The sequence below is a fragment of the Paenibacillus sp. FSL W8-0186 genome (assembly GCF_037969765.1).
GTDB lineage: Bacteria > Bacillota > Bacilli > Paenibacillales > Paenibacillaceae > Fontibacillus > Fontibacillus woosongensis.
The window spans coordinates 5,411,980-5,428,103 of the sequence record NZ_CP150207.1; the positions used below are offsets into that span (position 1 = coordinate 5,411,980).

The window sequence follows — 16,124 nt, forward strand, 5'->3', positions numbered from 1 at the left end:
TCCAAATCAAATTAATAGTCGATGATCCTGCCTGACGCAGGTGAATTTATCGGAGCATTACTCTTATGCGAGAAAACAACAAGGGGCGCGATCCGATCAAGGGTATACTTTTTCAGCCCCATGACATCCGAGAAATGCTCTAAGGAATTGAACCCTCCCAGCTCCTCACGCTTCATCATGACACGTTTGGCGAGGATCGCTCCGATTCCCGGAAGCGAGGCAATTTGAGCCTCAGATGCCGTATTGATATCCATGCTGCCCCCCTCCAGCAAGGGCCTCTTCGTCAGCGGCGGCATACTGCCGGATGAAGGAGGTTCGTTATCCATTGACGAGGACATACCTCCAAATGGAGGCGGTACGGCGCCCTGGGGCGGAGGCATCCAGCCTGATGGAGGTGGTACATTACCCAGCGGCGGAGGCATGCTGCCTAATGGAGGCGGCATGTGACCCACCGGAGGCACGCTTCCAAATGGAGGCGGCACGGTGCCCTGTGGTGAGCTCATACCTTCTGGTGCCGGCATATTGTATGGCGGCAGCTCTGCCGTCCTTGGCACTGGCGGCATATTATGCGGCAGCGTGCGGCCATAAGGCGCTGCATTGAAGTCGCTCTGACTCTCCTGCCACATTTGCTGCGATCTCTGCTGTTCCAATTCTTTAATTGCAGCAAGCTGAACCAAATAATCCTGGCGAATAGTGAAGGCATGGATAATAGATACAATCCACATCGTAAATACAATGCTCGCGCCAACCCCAGAGCCTGACATCATAAACGCCCCTATAAGCAGCCCAAGATACATAAACCCGAAATTGCGCCAGACGTGATTCTTCACTCTGATCCCGGCATATAAAAAGGCCACAAAACTAGTAAGCCCCAGAGGCACAAAGGTAGCCGCAATCCACCAGCTTGCCGTGATTCCTGGAGATTGGCCTTGGTTCGTATATTTCTGACTCACACTACCCCCCCTTACTGCAGTTCCTCGATTATGTAGTACTTTATAGCTCATCGATCACCCGGTCTAAATGCATTTTTAATAGATATATACGAGTTCCATCCAAAAAGGAAGCACTTTCTATTCGGACGCTAGCATAATTTACAATAAAAAAAACACCCTCTAGAACTTTATCGGAAGAATCAAGGAGATTCTCCAATAAACCTTTCAAGGGTGCGTATCACGATAATTCAATTGCCCTACAGCCTATCCTCCCAGGCCGTGAATCAGCGGTTTGATTCCAAGTTCGTTATACATGACGCCCGCCAGACCTCCAACCCCATCAGAAACAGCCAAAATTAATACAAGACTGCATACAATCAACAGCACGGATTTACCTTTTCTCATGGTTTCCTTGCACCTCGCTTATTAATTTTGCATACCTGTTCTTCATTTCCGGCGTTGCCCAAGCCCGATACTTCTCAAATAACCCCACGCACCGAATAACGACCGATTCGTTATAGAAATCAACACAGCAGTCCAAGCAGGCCAGTATATAATTCATTCCTGTCTCAGCACGTTCTGTAGACAAATAGTAGGCAGCCAGCTCCGCCAACAATCGCGCATGCTGATCGGCTGCAATCTGCGCATGATAACTCCCGAAGGCATGCCCGCGTCCCTCGAACTTCAAATGCGGGCCCAAACGCTCCAGAATATCATCCACCTGAAAATGATGGCGGTTCGCCGCCTCCGTTATTTTCAGAAGGGCTGACACCCGCTCGCTATCATGAGCAGCCGCATACTTTACGTAATCCGGCAATATTTCCAGCTGCCCGGCCATCAGTCGATATAGGCAGGCATTGGCCCGGCCCCATTCCTTAAACTGATTCATGATGATGCGCTCTGTCTCACTGCAGCTCTGCACCCAGCTTGGCTCCGTATATAACGAAACGAAGTCAAGGGCCTGCTCGTAATCTTCTCTTGCCTCACAAACGTTAGCCTGCAGCAAATAGGCATAGAGAATGTAGAAAAGCAAGGGCCTTCGCGCCTCTTGTTGAATGGACGCAGATGGAAGCTCGCTTCGCGAATTCGCACTGGGACTCATTGCATACTGAATCCTCGCTTTACGCCCCAGTTCCTCCGCGAGTTCCCCAACTTTAGCCCAACGCTGATTGGCAGCATAGATATCCGCCAGGCTTTTAAGGGCATCTAATTGATCCCGTTCTTCCAAGCGCTCTACGTAAGGCTCAAAAGAAGCCGCCAAATTCATATTGGCCTCCCGGTCATCCCCCAGATGAATCGTAAATAGACGATACTGACAGAGAGCCAATCGTTCGGAATGCTGGTATTTCTCACTCTCGGCGACACATTGGTATAACAACGATGCCGCATCCTTCCTTCCTGCCTGATACCACTGCTCCGCCAGCTCAAACAAATATGGGGCGTAGGCTAAATTGTCCATGATTGCATGAATGATTCGCTGGATGCAGCCTAGCTTGTCCAATTCAGCACAGCGCCGAAGCAGTGCCCCTAGCCTGCGCCAATTCGGCGACGACTGTATCAGGCACTCCTCAACATATAACTCGTATAAGCTGCCCTCCGCCAACCCCATACCCGCACTAATCCGATCGACCTGAAGCATCGACATCGGCTTGCGGTGATTAATCAGGCTGCTAAGCGTCCCCGCATTCACACCTGAAAAATTCGCAAATTGATGAAGCGTCAGGCCTTTCCCTTGAATATAATTCTCCAAAAGCTGTCGGATCGTGGTGGCTGGTTGCATGGATAGAACCTCCTTTCGAGAAGATGGGAATTTAGTTATGATAAAAACTCAACGTAGAAAAACAGATAAGAAAAGATTGTGGGTATATGGAAAATTATACCTTAAAATTCAGGTAATTGCAATATTAATACGACTTTTAATGTAACTGACAGTCGTATTAACGGACTCCAACCCTCTCTTTCCTTCGTCTACACTTTTGATATAGAGAGGTTGTGGAAAATACTATGGAATTCTCCGTATCTATTACACAGCGAATCGGTGCAAAAATCCGGCTACATCGCGTGGCAAAAAACTGGACACAAGAGGAATTAGCCGAAATGATTGGCTCTACGGCATCCTATATTGGTCAAATTGAACGCGGCGAAAAAAACATTCGCCTTGATACAGTTGAAAAAATAATTACTGCTTTAGATTTATCTATTGAGCAGTTATTTGATAATGAACATGAAGCCTTTTTGCAATCTAAGAAATGGGTTTGGGATAGTATTAATCTGATGCTTCAGCAGGATGAACGGACTCAACGTAAAGTTTATCGTGTGATTCGGGAGATGTTGTCGGAAGAGGATTGAGCGATTAAATGACGGAGTTATTTGTTTTAAATATGAGAAAGGACCAGCTAGAGCTTAACAGGTTTGTCCTTTCTTTATTAGCATTGAACTTACTTCTTTCGACTGTTGCAATTTTTATGAGCAAGGTAAATAGGTTCAGTTTTTACAAATCCTCAGAAGACCCATTCAAGTGGGTTAAAAATAAAAAACCCTCTTCATTTAGAGGGCTTCTAGCGCAAACCAATGATCAACCTGTGCCTTCACAAGCTTTAAGATAGGCCTGTCGTTGGATAATGCAAGGACAAATCTCCTTTTCTGAGATGTTAAATCACTAAACCGAATCGGTACCATTTACGATATCTCCTACTAAACATCATTCCATACCTCGTCATCAATATCGTTGTTCCAGAACTCCAAACTGCTCTCAGAAGCCTGGCTTAACTCCCTTAACATTCCGTTTTCCCGTTTCATTTTCAAATATCCTATAAAGTCTGCAACTTCTTCTAAATCCTTCTCCGGTATATCGGCAATAAGTTTATACAATGTTTCTTTAGTAATTCTCATGGCAACCACACTCCAAACTTAACTCCCCATCCCCCTAAAATACCGATACACCCTCTCCAGCTTCTCCTTTTGCTTCCCTCGGGGACTCTCCATGCTGCCGAACTCAAAGAACTTCACCTTCTTGATGCCAACATAATTAAATAGCGCCTTGCGCATTAATGTTTTGTGGGCGTTATTGAGCCAGAACAGCGGATAATGGGTCGGTCCCTTCATCGTGGAAATGCAAACGACGGATTTCCCTTTCAGCAATCCCTCTGGAAAGATTCCACCTTTATCTCTATAGGCGAACCCAGAAGCAAACATCTGGTCGATGTAACCGAGCAGCATGGCTGGAGGCCGCCCCCACCAAATCGGATAAATAAACACGATCTTATCCGCCCAAATAATTTGATCTCTGTATGGGGCTAAATCAGGATCAGTGTGCATATCCCTTCTGCGCTTATTTTCATGGAATACCAGGACAGGGTTGAAGCCTTCCTTGTATAAATCGAGCACCTTGACCTCCCCAATCGCCGCATTCTCCTCACTGCCCCGGATGACCTCCTGCAAAAACGCATAATTCAAGCTCTGATGATTCGGATGTGTATAGATAACTAATAAATTCATCGCCAACCCCCCTTTACTTATCATTTGATAAGCAAAGGGTAGCACATCCCGTATTTTATTGTCAAATGATAATTATTATATGATAATTGTTTTATGATAATCACTTTGTTATCGTTCTTGTAGAGGTGATCTTATGGACAAGAAAGCACTGTTCCAAAAATTTGTGGCCTTTACAGCAGCCATGCATGATATAACGAGTAATATGACAAGAGATGCTAAATCTGAAGACATTACGCCTCTTCAATATAAAATGCTCGAATACATTACCATTAACCAGCCGGTAACGCTGAGTGAAATCAGCGAATGCATGCATATTTCCATGCCAAATACGAGCCGGGAGCTCCGAAAATTAAGTGAGAAGCAGCTGTGCGATAGGGTAACGGATAAAGTTGACCGGCGCAAGCAGTATATTCGACTGTCCCCACAAGGGGAGAAGATGATGACTGAGGCCTTCCGGCATGTAGAGTCCCGCTTTGCGGAACGAATCGCTCATGTTTCCGAGGAGGAATTGCAAGAGATCGAGAGAGCGCTCGATCTGCTGCATCGAAAGGTATTTTACTGAGCAAAAACGACTGAGCCCAGCGGGAATGCCGCTAGGCTCTTCTCATTCAGGCCATATCAATGACTGGTTACAGCGCTGTCTTTAATCCCCTGACTGCATGCTCCTAAGCAATGGGTGTACCATTTTTAACAGGCTGATCCGGCTTTAACAGTACGACGTCGCCTTCCTCGGGAACGCCTCCGATGACCAGCACTTCCGATTCAAAACCGGCAATCCGCCTTACTGGAAAATTGACTACGGCTGCCACCTGCTGGCCTATCAGCTGTTCCGGTTCATATCTTCTCGTAATTTGAGCAGAAGAACGCTTAATGCCAAGCTCGCCGAAGTCAATCTCTAGCTTTATCGCAGGTTTCCGCGCTTCCGGGAAAGGTTCTGCTTTGATTACAGTCCCTATACGAATATCCAACTTCAAAAAATCCTCTATCGTTGCCACTTTAAGTCCTCACTCCAATTTTGTACAGATGGGGCACATGAATGCCTTGTAGTTTCTTACTTCGACACTGTGTTTCCATAATCCTTGACTGACCTTAAAGTTACTTTAAGGTCAGTCCCTAAATTTACCAAACAGGGGCTGCGCCCAAAACATTCGAGCCACGGCTCAGCCCCTTATGTGTTATGACCCGGCCACGGACGGCTTCTTCTCTTTGGAGAGGAACCAGCCCGACGCACCGATGACGATAAGAACAAAATAAAAGATCAGCTTCCAAAGCGTCGAGTGCGCAAACTCGGACGAGATGATGCCTACATCCTCATGTCCCAGCGTTAACACGGCGAGCTTGACGCCCACCCAACCGACGATGGCAAAGGCGGCAATTTCCAAGCCTGGTCTGGAGTGCAGCAATTTCACGAACAGGTTGGCGGCAAACCGCATAATGATCAGACCGATCAGTCCCCCCGCGAACACGACGATAAACTTCCCGCCGTCCATGCCGCCAATCGCCGGAAGCGGCGTATCCGGAAGCGTCATCGCCATCGCGACGGCTGCCAAAATTGAATCTACCGCAAAAGCAATATCCGCTAATTCGACCTTGATAACCGTCGCCCAGAAACCGGATTGCTTCTTCTCTTTTTCCACCTTGGGCCCTTGCTTCTTAATGAATACCTTTCTGACAATGTGATTGATTGCGATAAATAACAGATACAACGCGCCGATGGCTTGAATCTGCCAGACATCAACCAGGTAAGAGATGATAAACAACGAAGCAAGACGGAAAACGAAAGCGCCCGCGAGCCCGTAGAACAAAGCTCTTTTTCTATCCGATTCAGGCAGATGCTTTACCATAATCGCCAGCACCAGCGCATTATCCGCAGCCAGAAGACCCTCCAGAGCAACCAATAATACTAAAACCCAACCGTATTCCAACAACATTGAGAAATCCATTTTCTATCCCCTCTCCTGACTCGTTTTACTTTTACTATTGTTGGCTGTTTACCTTGTAAATCATCCATGCCCGATGAATTCGGACGCCTGATCCCCCCTTAAGAGCCCATAAAACAACTAAAACCTTTGCCGCGCCGGCAAAGGTTTCCATCAAAAAAGACCCTTGCCGAAAAAACATTGGCAAAGGTCTTGCTAACAACGAATTCGTTGCCAACAAAGCCGGAAGACGGAGTCTTCGAAATGACGACTTTGCTGTATTAGCTACTCCCCTTTTGGAAGAATATCAATTTGTTTAAATATAACGGCTTCACTAGGGTTTTGTCAATGGACATGTTCGTGCCAAGCTTATTAAATGTTCCCCTCGTTCTCCGCTTCCCAGCGGGCAACTTCTTCACGCACCCGCGGGGCAACCTCGGTACCTAGCAGCTCGATGGCGCGCATAACATCCTCATGCGGCATCGTACCTAGCGGGACGTGCAGGAAGAACCGGGTGATCCCGACATGCTTGCGCAGGTTGATAATCTTCCGGGCCACCGTCTCCGGGTCGCCAACGTACAGCGCCCCATCCGGGCTCCTCGCGGCGTCGAAGCTTGAACGATCATAATGGCCCCAGCCCCGTTCGCGGCCGATCACGTTCATGACCGCCTGCGTGGAAGGGAAGAATTTGTCTGCGGCTGCCTCCGTATCCTCCCCGACGAAGCCATGCGAGTGCGACGCAATTGGCAGCTTGGATACATCATGCCCGGCTTTAGCTGCTGCCCGCTTATACAGCTGCACGAGCGGAGCGAATTGGATCGGGCGCCCGCCGATAATCGCGAGCACAAGCGGCAGCCCGAGCAGCCCGGCACGGATGACCGATTCCTGGTTCCCCCCGCTGCCAATCCATACCGGCAGCGGACTCTGAACCGGACGCGGATAGACGCCCAGATTATGAATCGCCGGTCGATGCTTGCCGCTCCACGTCACCTTCTCGGATTCACATAATTTGAGCAGCAGCTCCAGCTTCTCGTCAAATAACTCATCATAGTCCTGCAGATCATAACCGAACAGCGGGAAGGACTCGATGAAGGACCCCCGGCCCGCCATGATCTCCGCGCGCCCGTTCGAAATTCCGTCAAGCGTGGCGAAGTCCTGGAACACCCGCACCGGATCGTCCGAGGACAGCACCGTTACCGCGCTCGTCAGCCGAATCCGCTTCGTCTGGGCTGCCGCCGCAGCCAGTACGACGGCCGGGGAAGATGCAGCATAATCCTTGCGGTGATGCTCGCCAACCCCGTAGACGTCGAGGCCTACCTTATCGGCCAGTACAATCTCCTCCACGACCTCGCGCAGCCGCTGGGCATGGCTCATCACCTCACCGGTATGCACATCTGGCGACGTCTCTACAAAAGTGCTTATGCCAATTTCCATTGTCAAACCCCTCCTGTATCCATCCATTTCACTTCATTTACGGCTTTCTAATTAACTTTCTAATTGTAAGAACCATTCAAACAGTAAGTTGTTATTTCTCTCATTGTATCCCATTTTTAGCGGAATGGCTATCCTGATCAAAAACTGGTATAGCTGGATTTCAGGCAGGGTTATCCATTGCTAGGCAGGCAACAGCCAGTGAGCCGGGTACTCCAGAGCCGGCGGCAGCTTGGTGCCGCCATCCCCCTTGGCGGAGTTGATTTGGGCCTGAGTGAGAAAGATACTATCCGTAAGATCAGCCCCCCGAAGATCTGCATCCCGCAAATCCGCGCCGATGAGATCTGCCCCTCTTAAATCTGCGCCCCGCAGGTCGGCGGCAATCAGGTATGCCCCTCTTAAATTAGCTGCTCGAAGGTCAGCGCCTCTAAGCTTAGCCCCGATCAAATCCGCGCCCCGGTTAAAGGATTTTGGACGAGCAGCCGAGCCCTTCAGTGATTGCAATACTGCCGATCTTACAAGCTCGCTGGCTCGAAGGAGCAGCTTATTCATTTCAGCCCGGTGTGCAGCGACATCCAGTTTCAAGAGAATGTCAGCGTCAAGAAATGTCAATTGCTCCGTCTCTTCTAACGCTATCCGAACGTCCTCATGAATGGAGCGTGCAGATGGAATGGTCAGCACTTCGGCCAAATACCATAAAAGCTCATGAAGCTGCCACATTACCGGAAATACCTCGAACATTGTCTGCGCCGTACCTGGATCCTGCCGCCAGTCGTGCCCCCCGAAGGTTCCTTGCGAGACCTGTTGGCCCGCACCGAAGCAGTCGTATACTGTACAGCCGCGAAAGCCGTGCTGTCTGAGATTCTGGTGAATTCCGCAGCGGAAATCCGACTGTAGATTCGGGCAAGGCTGCCCGGCATTTTTATCGACCGCAAAATCAACCGAAGCCGCATACGGAAGCGCGACACAGCATAGCCCGAAGCAGCTCTCGCAGTCGGCCCGCAACTTCGATTCCCGTCCTAAGCCAGTGGGAGATGAAGCCGCTGTATTGTTAGGATGCCCATAAGTTGTAAAATTTCTTTGTCCACGATTGCTATCAGACATGCTCATTCTCCTTCCTGTAAACGTTATTATTCTATTACAATTGAGGAGCTTATTGCACCAAAATTCCTTATAACACAGCTTCTCAACACAAAGAAAGACAAGATCCCTCCAGATGAAGGAGGTCTCTTGTCCTCTCTAATATTTACCGTATCAAGCTTTCAGCTTAAATTTGCTCAAGTCCTCTTGAAGCTGCTGCGACATGTCGCGCAGCTCCTCCGATGAAGCCTGAATTTCTTCCATCGAGGCCAGCTGCTGCTGAGCAGCTGCAGCCATGGTTCCCGCTTCGCCGGATGTTTTCTCCGATATCAGGGCTACCTCAGCAATGGATGCCGTCACCTCTTCCATTTCAGCAGACAGCTCCTCGGAAGAGGCAGACACCTCCTGAATTTGCTCGCTCACGACCTGAATATTCTCCAGAATGCGGTCGATCATCCGCTTGGATTTATCAATCGTATCCATGCCTTGATCCGTCTCCTGCTGCATCTTCAGCATAGCTGCAACCGCCTCTTCCACCAGGCCCCGGATATCATTCAGCAGACCCGATATCACCTGGCCGGATTGCGCCGTTTCTTCCGCCAGTTTGCCGATCTCCTTCGCAACGACACTAAAGCCCCTTCCAGCCTCCCCCGCCCGGGATGCCTCAATATTCGCATTCAAGGACAGCAGCTTGGTCTGCTGGGCGATAGCCATAACGGCTTGAATGATTTTGCCGATTTCCGCTGAATGATCATCCAACTTGGCAATGACCTGAGCGGATTGCTCCTGGGTCTGCTTGATGCTCTTCATTTGCTGGACCGTCTCGGCAAGCTGCTCATCGCCTTGCGCGGCGCTTTCGCTAGCCTGGATAGCCACATCGGACACCTCGGAGGCCGCCTCAGCAATACGGGAGACCCCAAGCGACATCTCGTTCATCGCCGTAGAAACCTCACCGATTGTCCGCTGCTGCAGATCTGTACCCTCGGATACATCCTGCACCGATGCGGCAATTTGCTGCATGGCCTGAGTCGATTCCTGGGAAATCGCCATCAATTCCTCCGACGAAGCGGCCGTCCGGTCCGAAATCTGCTGATTCTGTCCAAAGATGCGGTTCATATCCTGCTGCATCAAAATCATCGCCTGGCTCACATCACTCAGCTCGTCCTTCGTGTTCACCCGAATATCCTTGGAGAAATCGCCGGAGGCCATTTCTTCAGCTCTTATTTTTAACGTTCTTACCGTATCAATCACATTGCTATAAAATGCGGTATAAAACAAAATCACTACGATCAGGACAGCAATCGTCATGATCATCATGTAGGAGATGTAGGTCTGGAGCGTGCTTCTCTGATGATCCAGCAGACGGTTCAGCTCATTGTACGATAAACCGTACAGCTCATTTGCCACCTGGATGGTTGCACTGCCGAAATCAAAAAACTCCTCCGGCCTCACCGTAAAAGATTCCACATCCAAAATCTCAAGATCTAAAAGACTCAGGTAGCTTTTAGTGGACTTTACAGCTGCCTCCGCCTTGAGGGCCAGTCCCTCATCTAGAGAATCCGTCTCGCGGATTACGTTAGCTAACGATTTCTCCAGGCTTTCCAGCGCCGTATACGTCTGGGCCTCGGCCAGCAACAGCTCGATTCTTGTATCATCGGCCAGTTGACCCGAGGAAAGTGCGCCGTTCCCCAGACCACGGATGACCGCTGAATTTTCAATAAGCTGAGGAAGCTCCTTGACTAGCATGTTCATCAAATAGTAATTACTGATATCACTGGATAAAGAAAGCCCGGTCTCATCGGAAATACTCATCATCAGCTGCCTGATATTCTCTATAAGCAGGCTATGCTGCTTGAAGTTCTCATCGGGCCTCATCGCCCCGCTGGATGATCGCAGTGCTTCCCACGTTTCCTGGACTTCCTCCCATTTTTCCAAGCTGACCGGCGTCTTAGAAGCCTCCAGTTGCTGGTTCAACTGGGATATTGTATCCGCAATTTCAGCCTGGCTCGCCTCGAGGGTTGATTGAGCGGACTTATTTCCATTCAGATAACCGTTCATTAACCCTCGATGCTGCTGCACCTGCAGCATCAGCGGCATGACCTCGGCAACCCGTTCAATGCCGTAATGCTCATCCACGTTCTCCCTTAATTCGGCCATATTCGCTGAAATAAACGTATACAGCAAAATGGCTATGGGAATCAGGAACAACAAACTGACTACGGCGAATTTCATGCTGTACTTCATTTTTGAAACAAGGACTACAAACGGCTTCAACAACTTCTTCACTGGGAATGCCCCCTCTTAAGTAACTATCTACGCTGCTAACTCTATTATCGGCAGTTTATTTTCTCTAATTTAAAATTTAAAAGGGTGTTCACGAAATCGCCCTGATTTGATTTACCTGCTCTTCTTTGATAACAAAAGACAGCCCCTCACACGATAAGTGTGCAGGAGCTGCCGATTAGCCATTATATTTTCTTCACGAATTCCGATTTCAGCTTCATCGCTCCAAAACCGTCGATTTTGCAATCGATATCGTGATCCCCGTCGATGAGACGGATGTTCTTCACCTTCGTCCCGATTTTGATGACCGAAGAGCTTCCCTTCACCTTCAAATCTTTGATAACGGTAATGGAATCGCCGTCGTTTAGAATATTGCCATTGGCATCCTTGACGACTCGAGCCCCTTCACCCTCCGCGCTTTCGCCATTTGCCGGCCATTCATGGCCGCACTCCGGGCATACTAGCAAGTCTCTATCTTCATATGTATATTCAGAACTACATTTTGGGCAATTCGGCAGCGGCATAACTTCCATGTCCTCCATTCATTATGTTCAGTATTTGCGCGCCCGCATAGCAAGCATACATGAGCGCTCATATGCCTTATATAGTGTCATAATCCGCCTATATTGGCAAACATCGCTTGAATTATAAGATTTTATCCCTCTTTTATGAATATTTCCCCCTTCCCAATTTACGGGTCAGATTCCATGATTAAGGTGTTAACACTTTATGAACATCTATAAGGAAAGGACTGAGAATTTAAAAGGGATTCCGTCAAATTGGCAACTGAAGGGAGGCTGATACGAAACACCGCAGCAATTCTAGTAAACGCTTTCAAGAAAGTCGATAACCTGATAGGGGTGAAAATGGTGAACTCTATGATACCCAGGAAACGCGCAAAATGGATGGTATGGTTTCTGATTTTTGCACTAGCTTTTACACCGCTGCTTAGCTCAATAACTGCCCATGCTGCAGATGGCTCAGCTCCTCAGTCTACAGACTCCTCCGCAAATGCCCCTGCGACAGTGACCAGTTCCACATACGCACCTCAAGACCCGTTAGCACCGCAAAATTTAAGGGTAATTCCCTCTTCAATTACTTCTACAGAAGCTGCCATAGAATGGGATTATGATCCCAATGATCCGAATCACAAAGCCGATATCGATGTCTGGCACGCCGATACCGACGAGTATTTCACCTGGGGAAGCGGCGACAGCCGCACGATTGACAGCTTAAAGCCAAATACGACTTACAGGCTCTATGCAACCTGGTACGAAAGACCGGCCCCCGGCGCAGCACTGCGGCATAAAAGCAATGTCGTGGAATTTACGACTCTCGACGGTCCCGGAAAACCCGAGAAGACTGCCGGGCCGGCGAATCTGCGGCTGGTTGAGGTAACCCATAACCAGGCAACCTTTGAATGGGATTATCTCCCGAATGACCCAAATGATATTGACGTCTGGAATGCCGATACCGACGGGTATATCACTTGGGGAAATCTGACTACGCATGCGGTCTCAGGGCTGGAACCGGAAACGACTTATCGGATCTATATCACCTGGTATGACCACAGGCCTTCTAAAGCATTCAAGAGCAATATTCTCGAATTTACGACTACGGCCGATAACACCGTATATGAGGAGGCACCTTTAGCGCCTCCAAGCCATCTGAAGGTGACCGATGTCTCCGCAGATAAGGTAACGCTAAGCTGGGGTTCGAGCCCGCGAGCGGCCGGCTACCATATCTATGTAAACGGTACTTTGGAGGGCACAACCTCAGGCCATAACAACACGACAATAACCTACGGCCCTCTTAAAACGGGTGAAACCTATACTTTCGCGGTGAGCGCGGTAAATGACGACGAGCCTCCTTCCGAGAACAGCAACCTGGTTCACATGAATTGGGGCGAGCTTGCGCAGCCAAAAGGCCTGCAAATCGCCACGTCAACAAGATCCTTAGCAGCCTTAGGATGGGCGCCTGTACCCGGAGCCACAAGCTATGACATCTATCAAAATGGAATGAAGGTCGGCTCCAGCAGCGAGAACCGTTACTTAGCCAAGGGGCTTGAGGAAGGCAGCACCTATCGGTATAAGATCGTTGCCGCCAACCGCTTGTGGTCTTCTGCTGAGAGTGAGGAAATCACCGTAGTACCAGGCAGCAATTATAATAATATCACTTATTACTCCTCCTGGTCTGCTAGTCCGACCGGGCGCAATTTCCATCCGAAGGATATAGATGTGTCGCAAATCACGCATATTAATTATGCCTTTGCCGATCTATGCTGGAAGAAGTTCGGAAGCGCTGCAAGAGCCTGCGAGGACCCTAATATACCGGCCCAAAATCGTTACGTCTATAATGGCGAAATGATCATAGGAGATCCGGAGTTCGATTTCGTGAATTTCAAATCCTTGGCGGAGGTCAGAGACCAGAACCCTCATTTGAAGCTGCTGATTTCCGTCGGGGGCTGGTCCTGGTCCAACCATTTCTCCAATATGGCAAGAACGGAGGAAACCCGTCGTTCCTTTGCAGACTCCGCCGTCAAGTTCCTCCGGGAATACAAACTGGATGGATTAGACATAGACTGGGAGTATCCTGTAGAGGGCGGCGAAGACGACAATTCCAGAAGCCCGGAGGATCCGGTCAACTTCACGCTGCTCATGAAGACTGTCCGGGAAGCGCTGGATGCAGCCGGCTCTGAGGACAACAAATACTATTTACTGACGATCGCCTCCGGTCAGGGCGACAATTTCGTCAGAAACGCCGATCTCGCCAACTCTGTTCAGTATCTCGATTTCATTAACATTATGACTTACGATTTCAGCGGAAGCTGGGAGACGCTTGCGCACCATAATTCGCCCCTGCTCTATGACAAGGAGCACCCGTTGGCAACGAGTACAGCCCCGAGAAATCATGTGCTTGGCGGCCTGCTGGGCCATTTGATCGGCGGGGTGCCACAGCATAAACTAATGGCGGGTGTGCCTTATTACGGCAAAGCATGGGCGGATTGCCCTGCTAACGGCCAATATCAGACCTGTGGAAGTATTCTGCCGGGAACATGGGAAGCAGGCATACTGGACTTCACAGACATTGAAGAGAACTTCTTGAACAAGAACGGCTATGTCCGTTATTGGAACGAAGCTGCCAAGGTCCCTTACCTCTACAGCGAGGATACCAAAGGCTTTGTAACCTATAACGACCAAGTGACCATGATGTATACGGCTTCGATCGTCAAATCTCTGGATATCGCAGGCGTGATGAGCTGGGATGTCAGCGGGGATCGCAACCGGACACTGACTACACAGCTGGTACATGACCTGCCGATCGACGGCAGAGTGAATTCTTCCGCCTTAGCAGCCCCTGGCCAGCTAGCATTGGCTTCCAAATCGGCGAACTCGCTTCAAATCCAATGGGGAGCGGTCACAGAAGCAACCGAGTATGAAGTCTATGTGAATAATGCGATGGTCGGAACAACAACAGCCAGCCAATACACCATCAATTCTCTTAGTCCAAATACCGCTTACCAAATCCACGTGCTGGCAATTGCAAAGTCGGATGAGCAGATTGAGAAGGTATCTGCAGCTTCTAACGTGCTGACTGCGCAAACTTCAATCGGTGCTGGATCAGGCGGCTCAGGTGGAAGCGGTTCTTCTGGAACAAGCAGTTCTGGTTCGGGTTCGACTCCACCAGCCCCACAGAAGCCCAAACCGGAAGGACAGCTCGACGCCAAAGTCGTTCTTGATGGAAGTAAGGCCTTGGTAACCTTGCCGGCCGATACAGCAGTTGAAGCAATTCACAACTCCAACTCCTTGAACTTCCAAATCGCTGCTGGAGATCAGGCGAAGCAAGCGGAGCTCGAAATTCCCGCAGAAGTAATTGCCGCCCTGGCCGCCAAAGGACCGCAGAGCAGCCTGTCGCTGCTTCTGGACGGAAGGGAGCACCGGATTCCTGCAGCTCTGATTGCCGGAGAAGGAAACGCGAGCATTTCTATCGTGTCTCCGGCTCCAGCTGAAACAGCCGCCCTGAAGGAGCTGCTGCCGGGCAAGAAGATGCTGACTGAGCCTACCGTACTCCGAATCGAAAAACGGAACGCGGATAACACGACAATAGGGCTCAAGCATTTCGGCAAGTCCATGGTGAGCGAATTTATTACACTGGATGCAGGCGGCATCGACGTCAAAAGCCTCATCGGTATCGTCTATATTCCAGACAGCAATGAAATCCGTTCTGTGCCTACCGTCGTTAAAGTCAATTCCGATGGTACCATCACTGTGGAAATCAAGAAAACGGGCAACGGTATTTATGCATTGGCCCAATCCAGCCTCCCTAACCTTCTTGATGTCTCGCCTTGGGCCACAAAGGATGTGGCTGAGGCTATAGCCAAGTTAATCGCAGCAAGCGAGAATGCCCAGCATTTTGGAGGCAAGCAGGAAACGACCCGCGCTGAAATCATATCGATGATTGTAAGAGGCCTGGGGATTATTCCTGAAACGAGCGAATCGGTGTTTGCCGATGTAGATCCGCAATCAAAGTATGCAAATGATATTGCCGCTGCTTATGCCGCAGGGCTGATCAAGGGCAGAACAGGCACTGCCTTCGATCCAAATGGCCTGGTTACCCGACAGGAGCTGGCGATCATGCTCGCCAATGCGATGAGCTATGCAGGCAAAGAGAATGCTGCAGGAGCGGGAGCATTGGACAGATTTAAAGATCAGCAGGCCATTGCTTCCTATGCCCGGGAGGCTATGGCGTCCATGGTAGAGCACAACATTATTCATGGAATGTCAGCTGACGAACTGGCTCCTGGGGCGTATGTGACCCGTGAGCAGAACATAGCTGCCGTCATGAGAATGCTGCGGGCACTGCAATTATCGAATTAATGGCTCTACGCCAATGATCTGCACAACCCAAAAAGCAGCAAGCCCCCTCTATAAGGGAGGCTTGCTGCTTTACTTCTTCACGGCACAACAGCCGACCGTTGGGC

At 49.6% G+C, this 16,124-nt stretch carries 15 protein-coding genes; 4 read left to right on the top strand and 11 right to left on the bottom strand.

The genetic code is table 11. From position 1 onward, the window contains the following. Positions 1-11 precede the first annotated feature (11 nt). The 3 genes from MKX50_RS24165 to MKX50_RS24175 all read right to left on the bottom strand — a co-directional run bounded on the left by MKX50_RS24165 (position 12) and on the right by MKX50_RS24175 (position 2,712). Positions 12-953 carry a helix-hairpin-helix domain-containing protein gene (locus tag MKX50_RS24165; RefSeq protein WP_339157977.1) on the bottom strand — a complete coding sequence of 314 codons (942 nt, stop codon included), beginning with the start codon at positions 951-953 and terminating at the stop codon, positions 12-14. Positions 954-1,196: 243 nt separating this feature from the next. After that, the gene (locus MKX50_RS24170; protein WP_339157978.1) at positions 1,197-1,337 is read right to left on the bottom strand and encodes a hypothetical protein; all 141 of its coding nucleotides are present in this window, start codon (positions 1,335-1,337) and stop codon (positions 1,197-1,199) included. Next, positions 1,324-2,712: a transcriptional regulator gene (locus MKX50_RS24175; protein ID WP_339157979.1), complete on the bottom strand. Its 1,389-nt coding sequence runs from the start codon at positions 2,710-2,712 to the stop codon at positions 1,324-1,326. The genes MKX50_RS24170 and MKX50_RS24175 overlap by 14 nt, the downstream gene beginning before the upstream one ends. Positions 2,713-2,936: 224 nt before the next feature. On the opposite strand from MKX50_RS24175, the gene MKX50_RS24180 reads away from it, so the two are divergent. Next, positions 2,937-3,281 (top strand): helix-turn-helix transcriptional regulator, encoded by a 345-nt coding sequence (locus tag MKX50_RS24180; RefSeq protein ID WP_213591445.1) that lies wholly within the window; start codon positions 2,937-2,939, stop codon positions 3,279-3,281. Positions 3,282-3,289: 8 nt separating this feature from the next. Beyond that, a complete protein-coding gene (locus tag MKX50_RS24185) occupies positions 3,290-3,538 on the top strand; it encodes a hypothetical protein (RefSeq protein ID WP_339157980.1) in 249 nt (82 codons plus the stop codon). 88 nt (positions 3,539-3,626) lie between these two features. Here the strand turns inward: MKX50_RS24185 and MKX50_RS24190 are convergent, their stop codons facing one another. Continuing rightward, positions 3,627-3,824 carry a DUF2281 domain-containing protein gene (locus MKX50_RS24190; RefSeq protein WP_339157981.1) on the bottom strand — a complete coding sequence of 66 codons (198 nt, stop codon included), beginning with the start codon at positions 3,822-3,824 and terminating at the stop codon, positions 3,627-3,629. A gap of 18 nt (positions 3,825-3,842) precedes the next feature. Further along, positions 3,843-4,430: an NAD(P)H-dependent oxidoreductase gene (locus MKX50_RS24195; protein WP_339157982.1), complete on the bottom strand. Its 588-nt coding sequence runs from the start codon at positions 4,428-4,430 to the stop codon at positions 3,843-3,845. A 133-nt stretch (positions 4,431-4,563) separates the two neighbouring features. Here MKX50_RS24195 and MKX50_RS24200 point away from each other — a divergent pair, with 133 nt between their 5' ends. After that, positions 4,564-4,992, top strand: a complete 429-nt coding sequence (locus MKX50_RS24200) for a MarR family transcriptional regulator (protein ID WP_339157983.1) — start codon at positions 4,564-4,566, stop codon at positions 4,990-4,992. Positions 4,993-5,095: 103 nt separating this feature from the next. On the opposite strand, the gene csaA is transcribed toward MKX50_RS24200, so the two are convergent. The 6 genes from csaA to MKX50_RS24230 form a co-directional block, all read right to left on the bottom strand. Then, entirely contained in the window at positions 5,096-5,425 is a 330-nt protein-coding gene (gene csaA, locus MKX50_RS24205; RefSeq protein WP_339157984.1) for a chaperone CsaA, read from the bottom strand. 180 nt (positions 5,426-5,605) lie between these two features. Next, positions 5,606-6,373, bottom strand: a complete 768-nt coding sequence (locus MKX50_RS24210) for a TerC family protein (protein ID WP_213591455.1) — start codon at positions 6,371-6,373, stop codon at positions 5,606-5,608. A 348-nt stretch (positions 6,374-6,721) separates the two neighbouring features. Beyond that, on the bottom strand, positions 6,722-7,783 hold the full coding sequence (locus MKX50_RS24215; RefSeq protein WP_213591457.1) for an LLM class flavin-dependent oxidoreductase: 1,062 nt from the start codon (positions 7,781-7,783) through the stop codon (positions 6,722-6,724). A 180-nt stretch (positions 7,784-7,963) separates the two neighbouring features. Then, entirely contained in the window at positions 7,964-8,884 is a 921-nt protein-coding gene (locus MKX50_RS24220) for a pentapeptide repeat-containing protein (protein ID WP_339157985.1), read from the bottom strand. A 150-nt stretch (positions 8,885-9,034) separates the two neighbouring features. Next, on the bottom strand, positions 9,035-11,146 hold the full coding sequence (locus MKX50_RS24225) for a methyl-accepting chemotaxis protein (protein WP_339157986.1): 2,112 nt from the start codon (positions 11,144-11,146) through the stop codon (positions 9,035-9,037). A 182-nt stretch (positions 11,147-11,328) separates the two neighbouring features. Beyond that, on the bottom strand, positions 11,329-11,676 hold the full coding sequence (locus MKX50_RS24230; RefSeq protein WP_213591461.1) for a zinc ribbon domain-containing protein YjdM: 348 nt from the start codon (positions 11,674-11,676) through the stop codon (positions 11,329-11,331). A gap of 345 nt (positions 11,677-12,021) precedes the next feature. Here MKX50_RS24230 and MKX50_RS24235 point away from each other — a divergent pair, with 345 nt between their 5' ends. Further along, entirely contained in the window at positions 12,022-16,020 is a 3,999-nt protein-coding gene (locus MKX50_RS24235; protein ID WP_339157987.1) for a glycosyl hydrolase family 18 protein, read from the top strand. The last annotated feature ends 104 nt before the right edge of the window (positions 16,021-16,124 follow it).

What these genes read in the sequence shown, in the direction of transcription:
- MKX50_RS24185 (WP_339157980.1), top strand. Translation starts at nt 3,290, where the DNA reads ATGACGGAGTTATTTGTTTTAAATATGAGAAAGGACCAGCTAGAGCTT.
- MKX50_RS24175 (WP_339157979.1), bottom strand. Translation starts at nt 2,712, where the DNA reads ATGCAACCAGCCACCACGATCCGACAGCTTTTGGAGAATTATATTCAA.
- MKX50_RS24220 (WP_339157985.1), bottom strand. Translation starts at nt 8,884, where the DNA reads ATGTCTGATAGCAATCGTGGACAAAGAAATTTTACAACTTATGGGCAT.
- MKX50_RS24200 (WP_339157983.1), top strand. Translation starts at nt 4,564, where the DNA reads ATGGACAAGAAAGCACTGTTCCAAAAATTTGTGGCCTTTACAGCAGCC.
- MKX50_RS24230 (WP_213591461.1), bottom strand. Translation starts at nt 11,676, where the DNA reads ATGGAAGTTATGCCGCTGCCGAATTGCCCAAAATGTAGTTCTGAATAT.
- MKX50_RS24195 (WP_339157982.1), bottom strand. Translation starts at nt 4,430, where the DNA reads ATGAATTTATTAGTTATCTATACACATCCGAATCATCAGAGCTTGAAT.
- MKX50_RS24180 (WP_213591445.1), top strand. Translation starts at nt 2,937, where the DNA reads ATGGAATTCTCCGTATCTATTACACAGCGAATCGGTGCAAAAATCCGG.
- MKX50_RS24170 (WP_339157978.1), bottom strand. Translation starts at nt 1,337, where the DNA reads ATGAGAAAAGGTAAATCCGTGCTGTTGATTGTATGCAGTCTTGTATTA.
- MKX50_RS24215 (WP_213591457.1), bottom strand. Translation starts at nt 7,783, where the DNA reads ATGGAAATTGGCATAAGCACTTTTGTAGAGACGTCGCCAGATGTGCAT.
- MKX50_RS24210 (WP_213591455.1), bottom strand. Translation starts at nt 6,373, where the DNA reads ATGGATTTCTCAATGTTGTTGGAATACGGTTGGGTTTTAGTATTATTG.
- MKX50_RS24235 (WP_339157987.1), top strand. Translation starts at nt 12,022, where the DNA reads ATGATACCCAGGAAACGCGCAAAATGGATGGTATGGTTTCTGATTTTT.
- MKX50_RS24190 (WP_339157981.1), bottom strand. Translation starts at nt 3,824, where the DNA reads ATGAGAATTACTAAAGAAACATTGTATAAACTTATTGCCGATATACCG.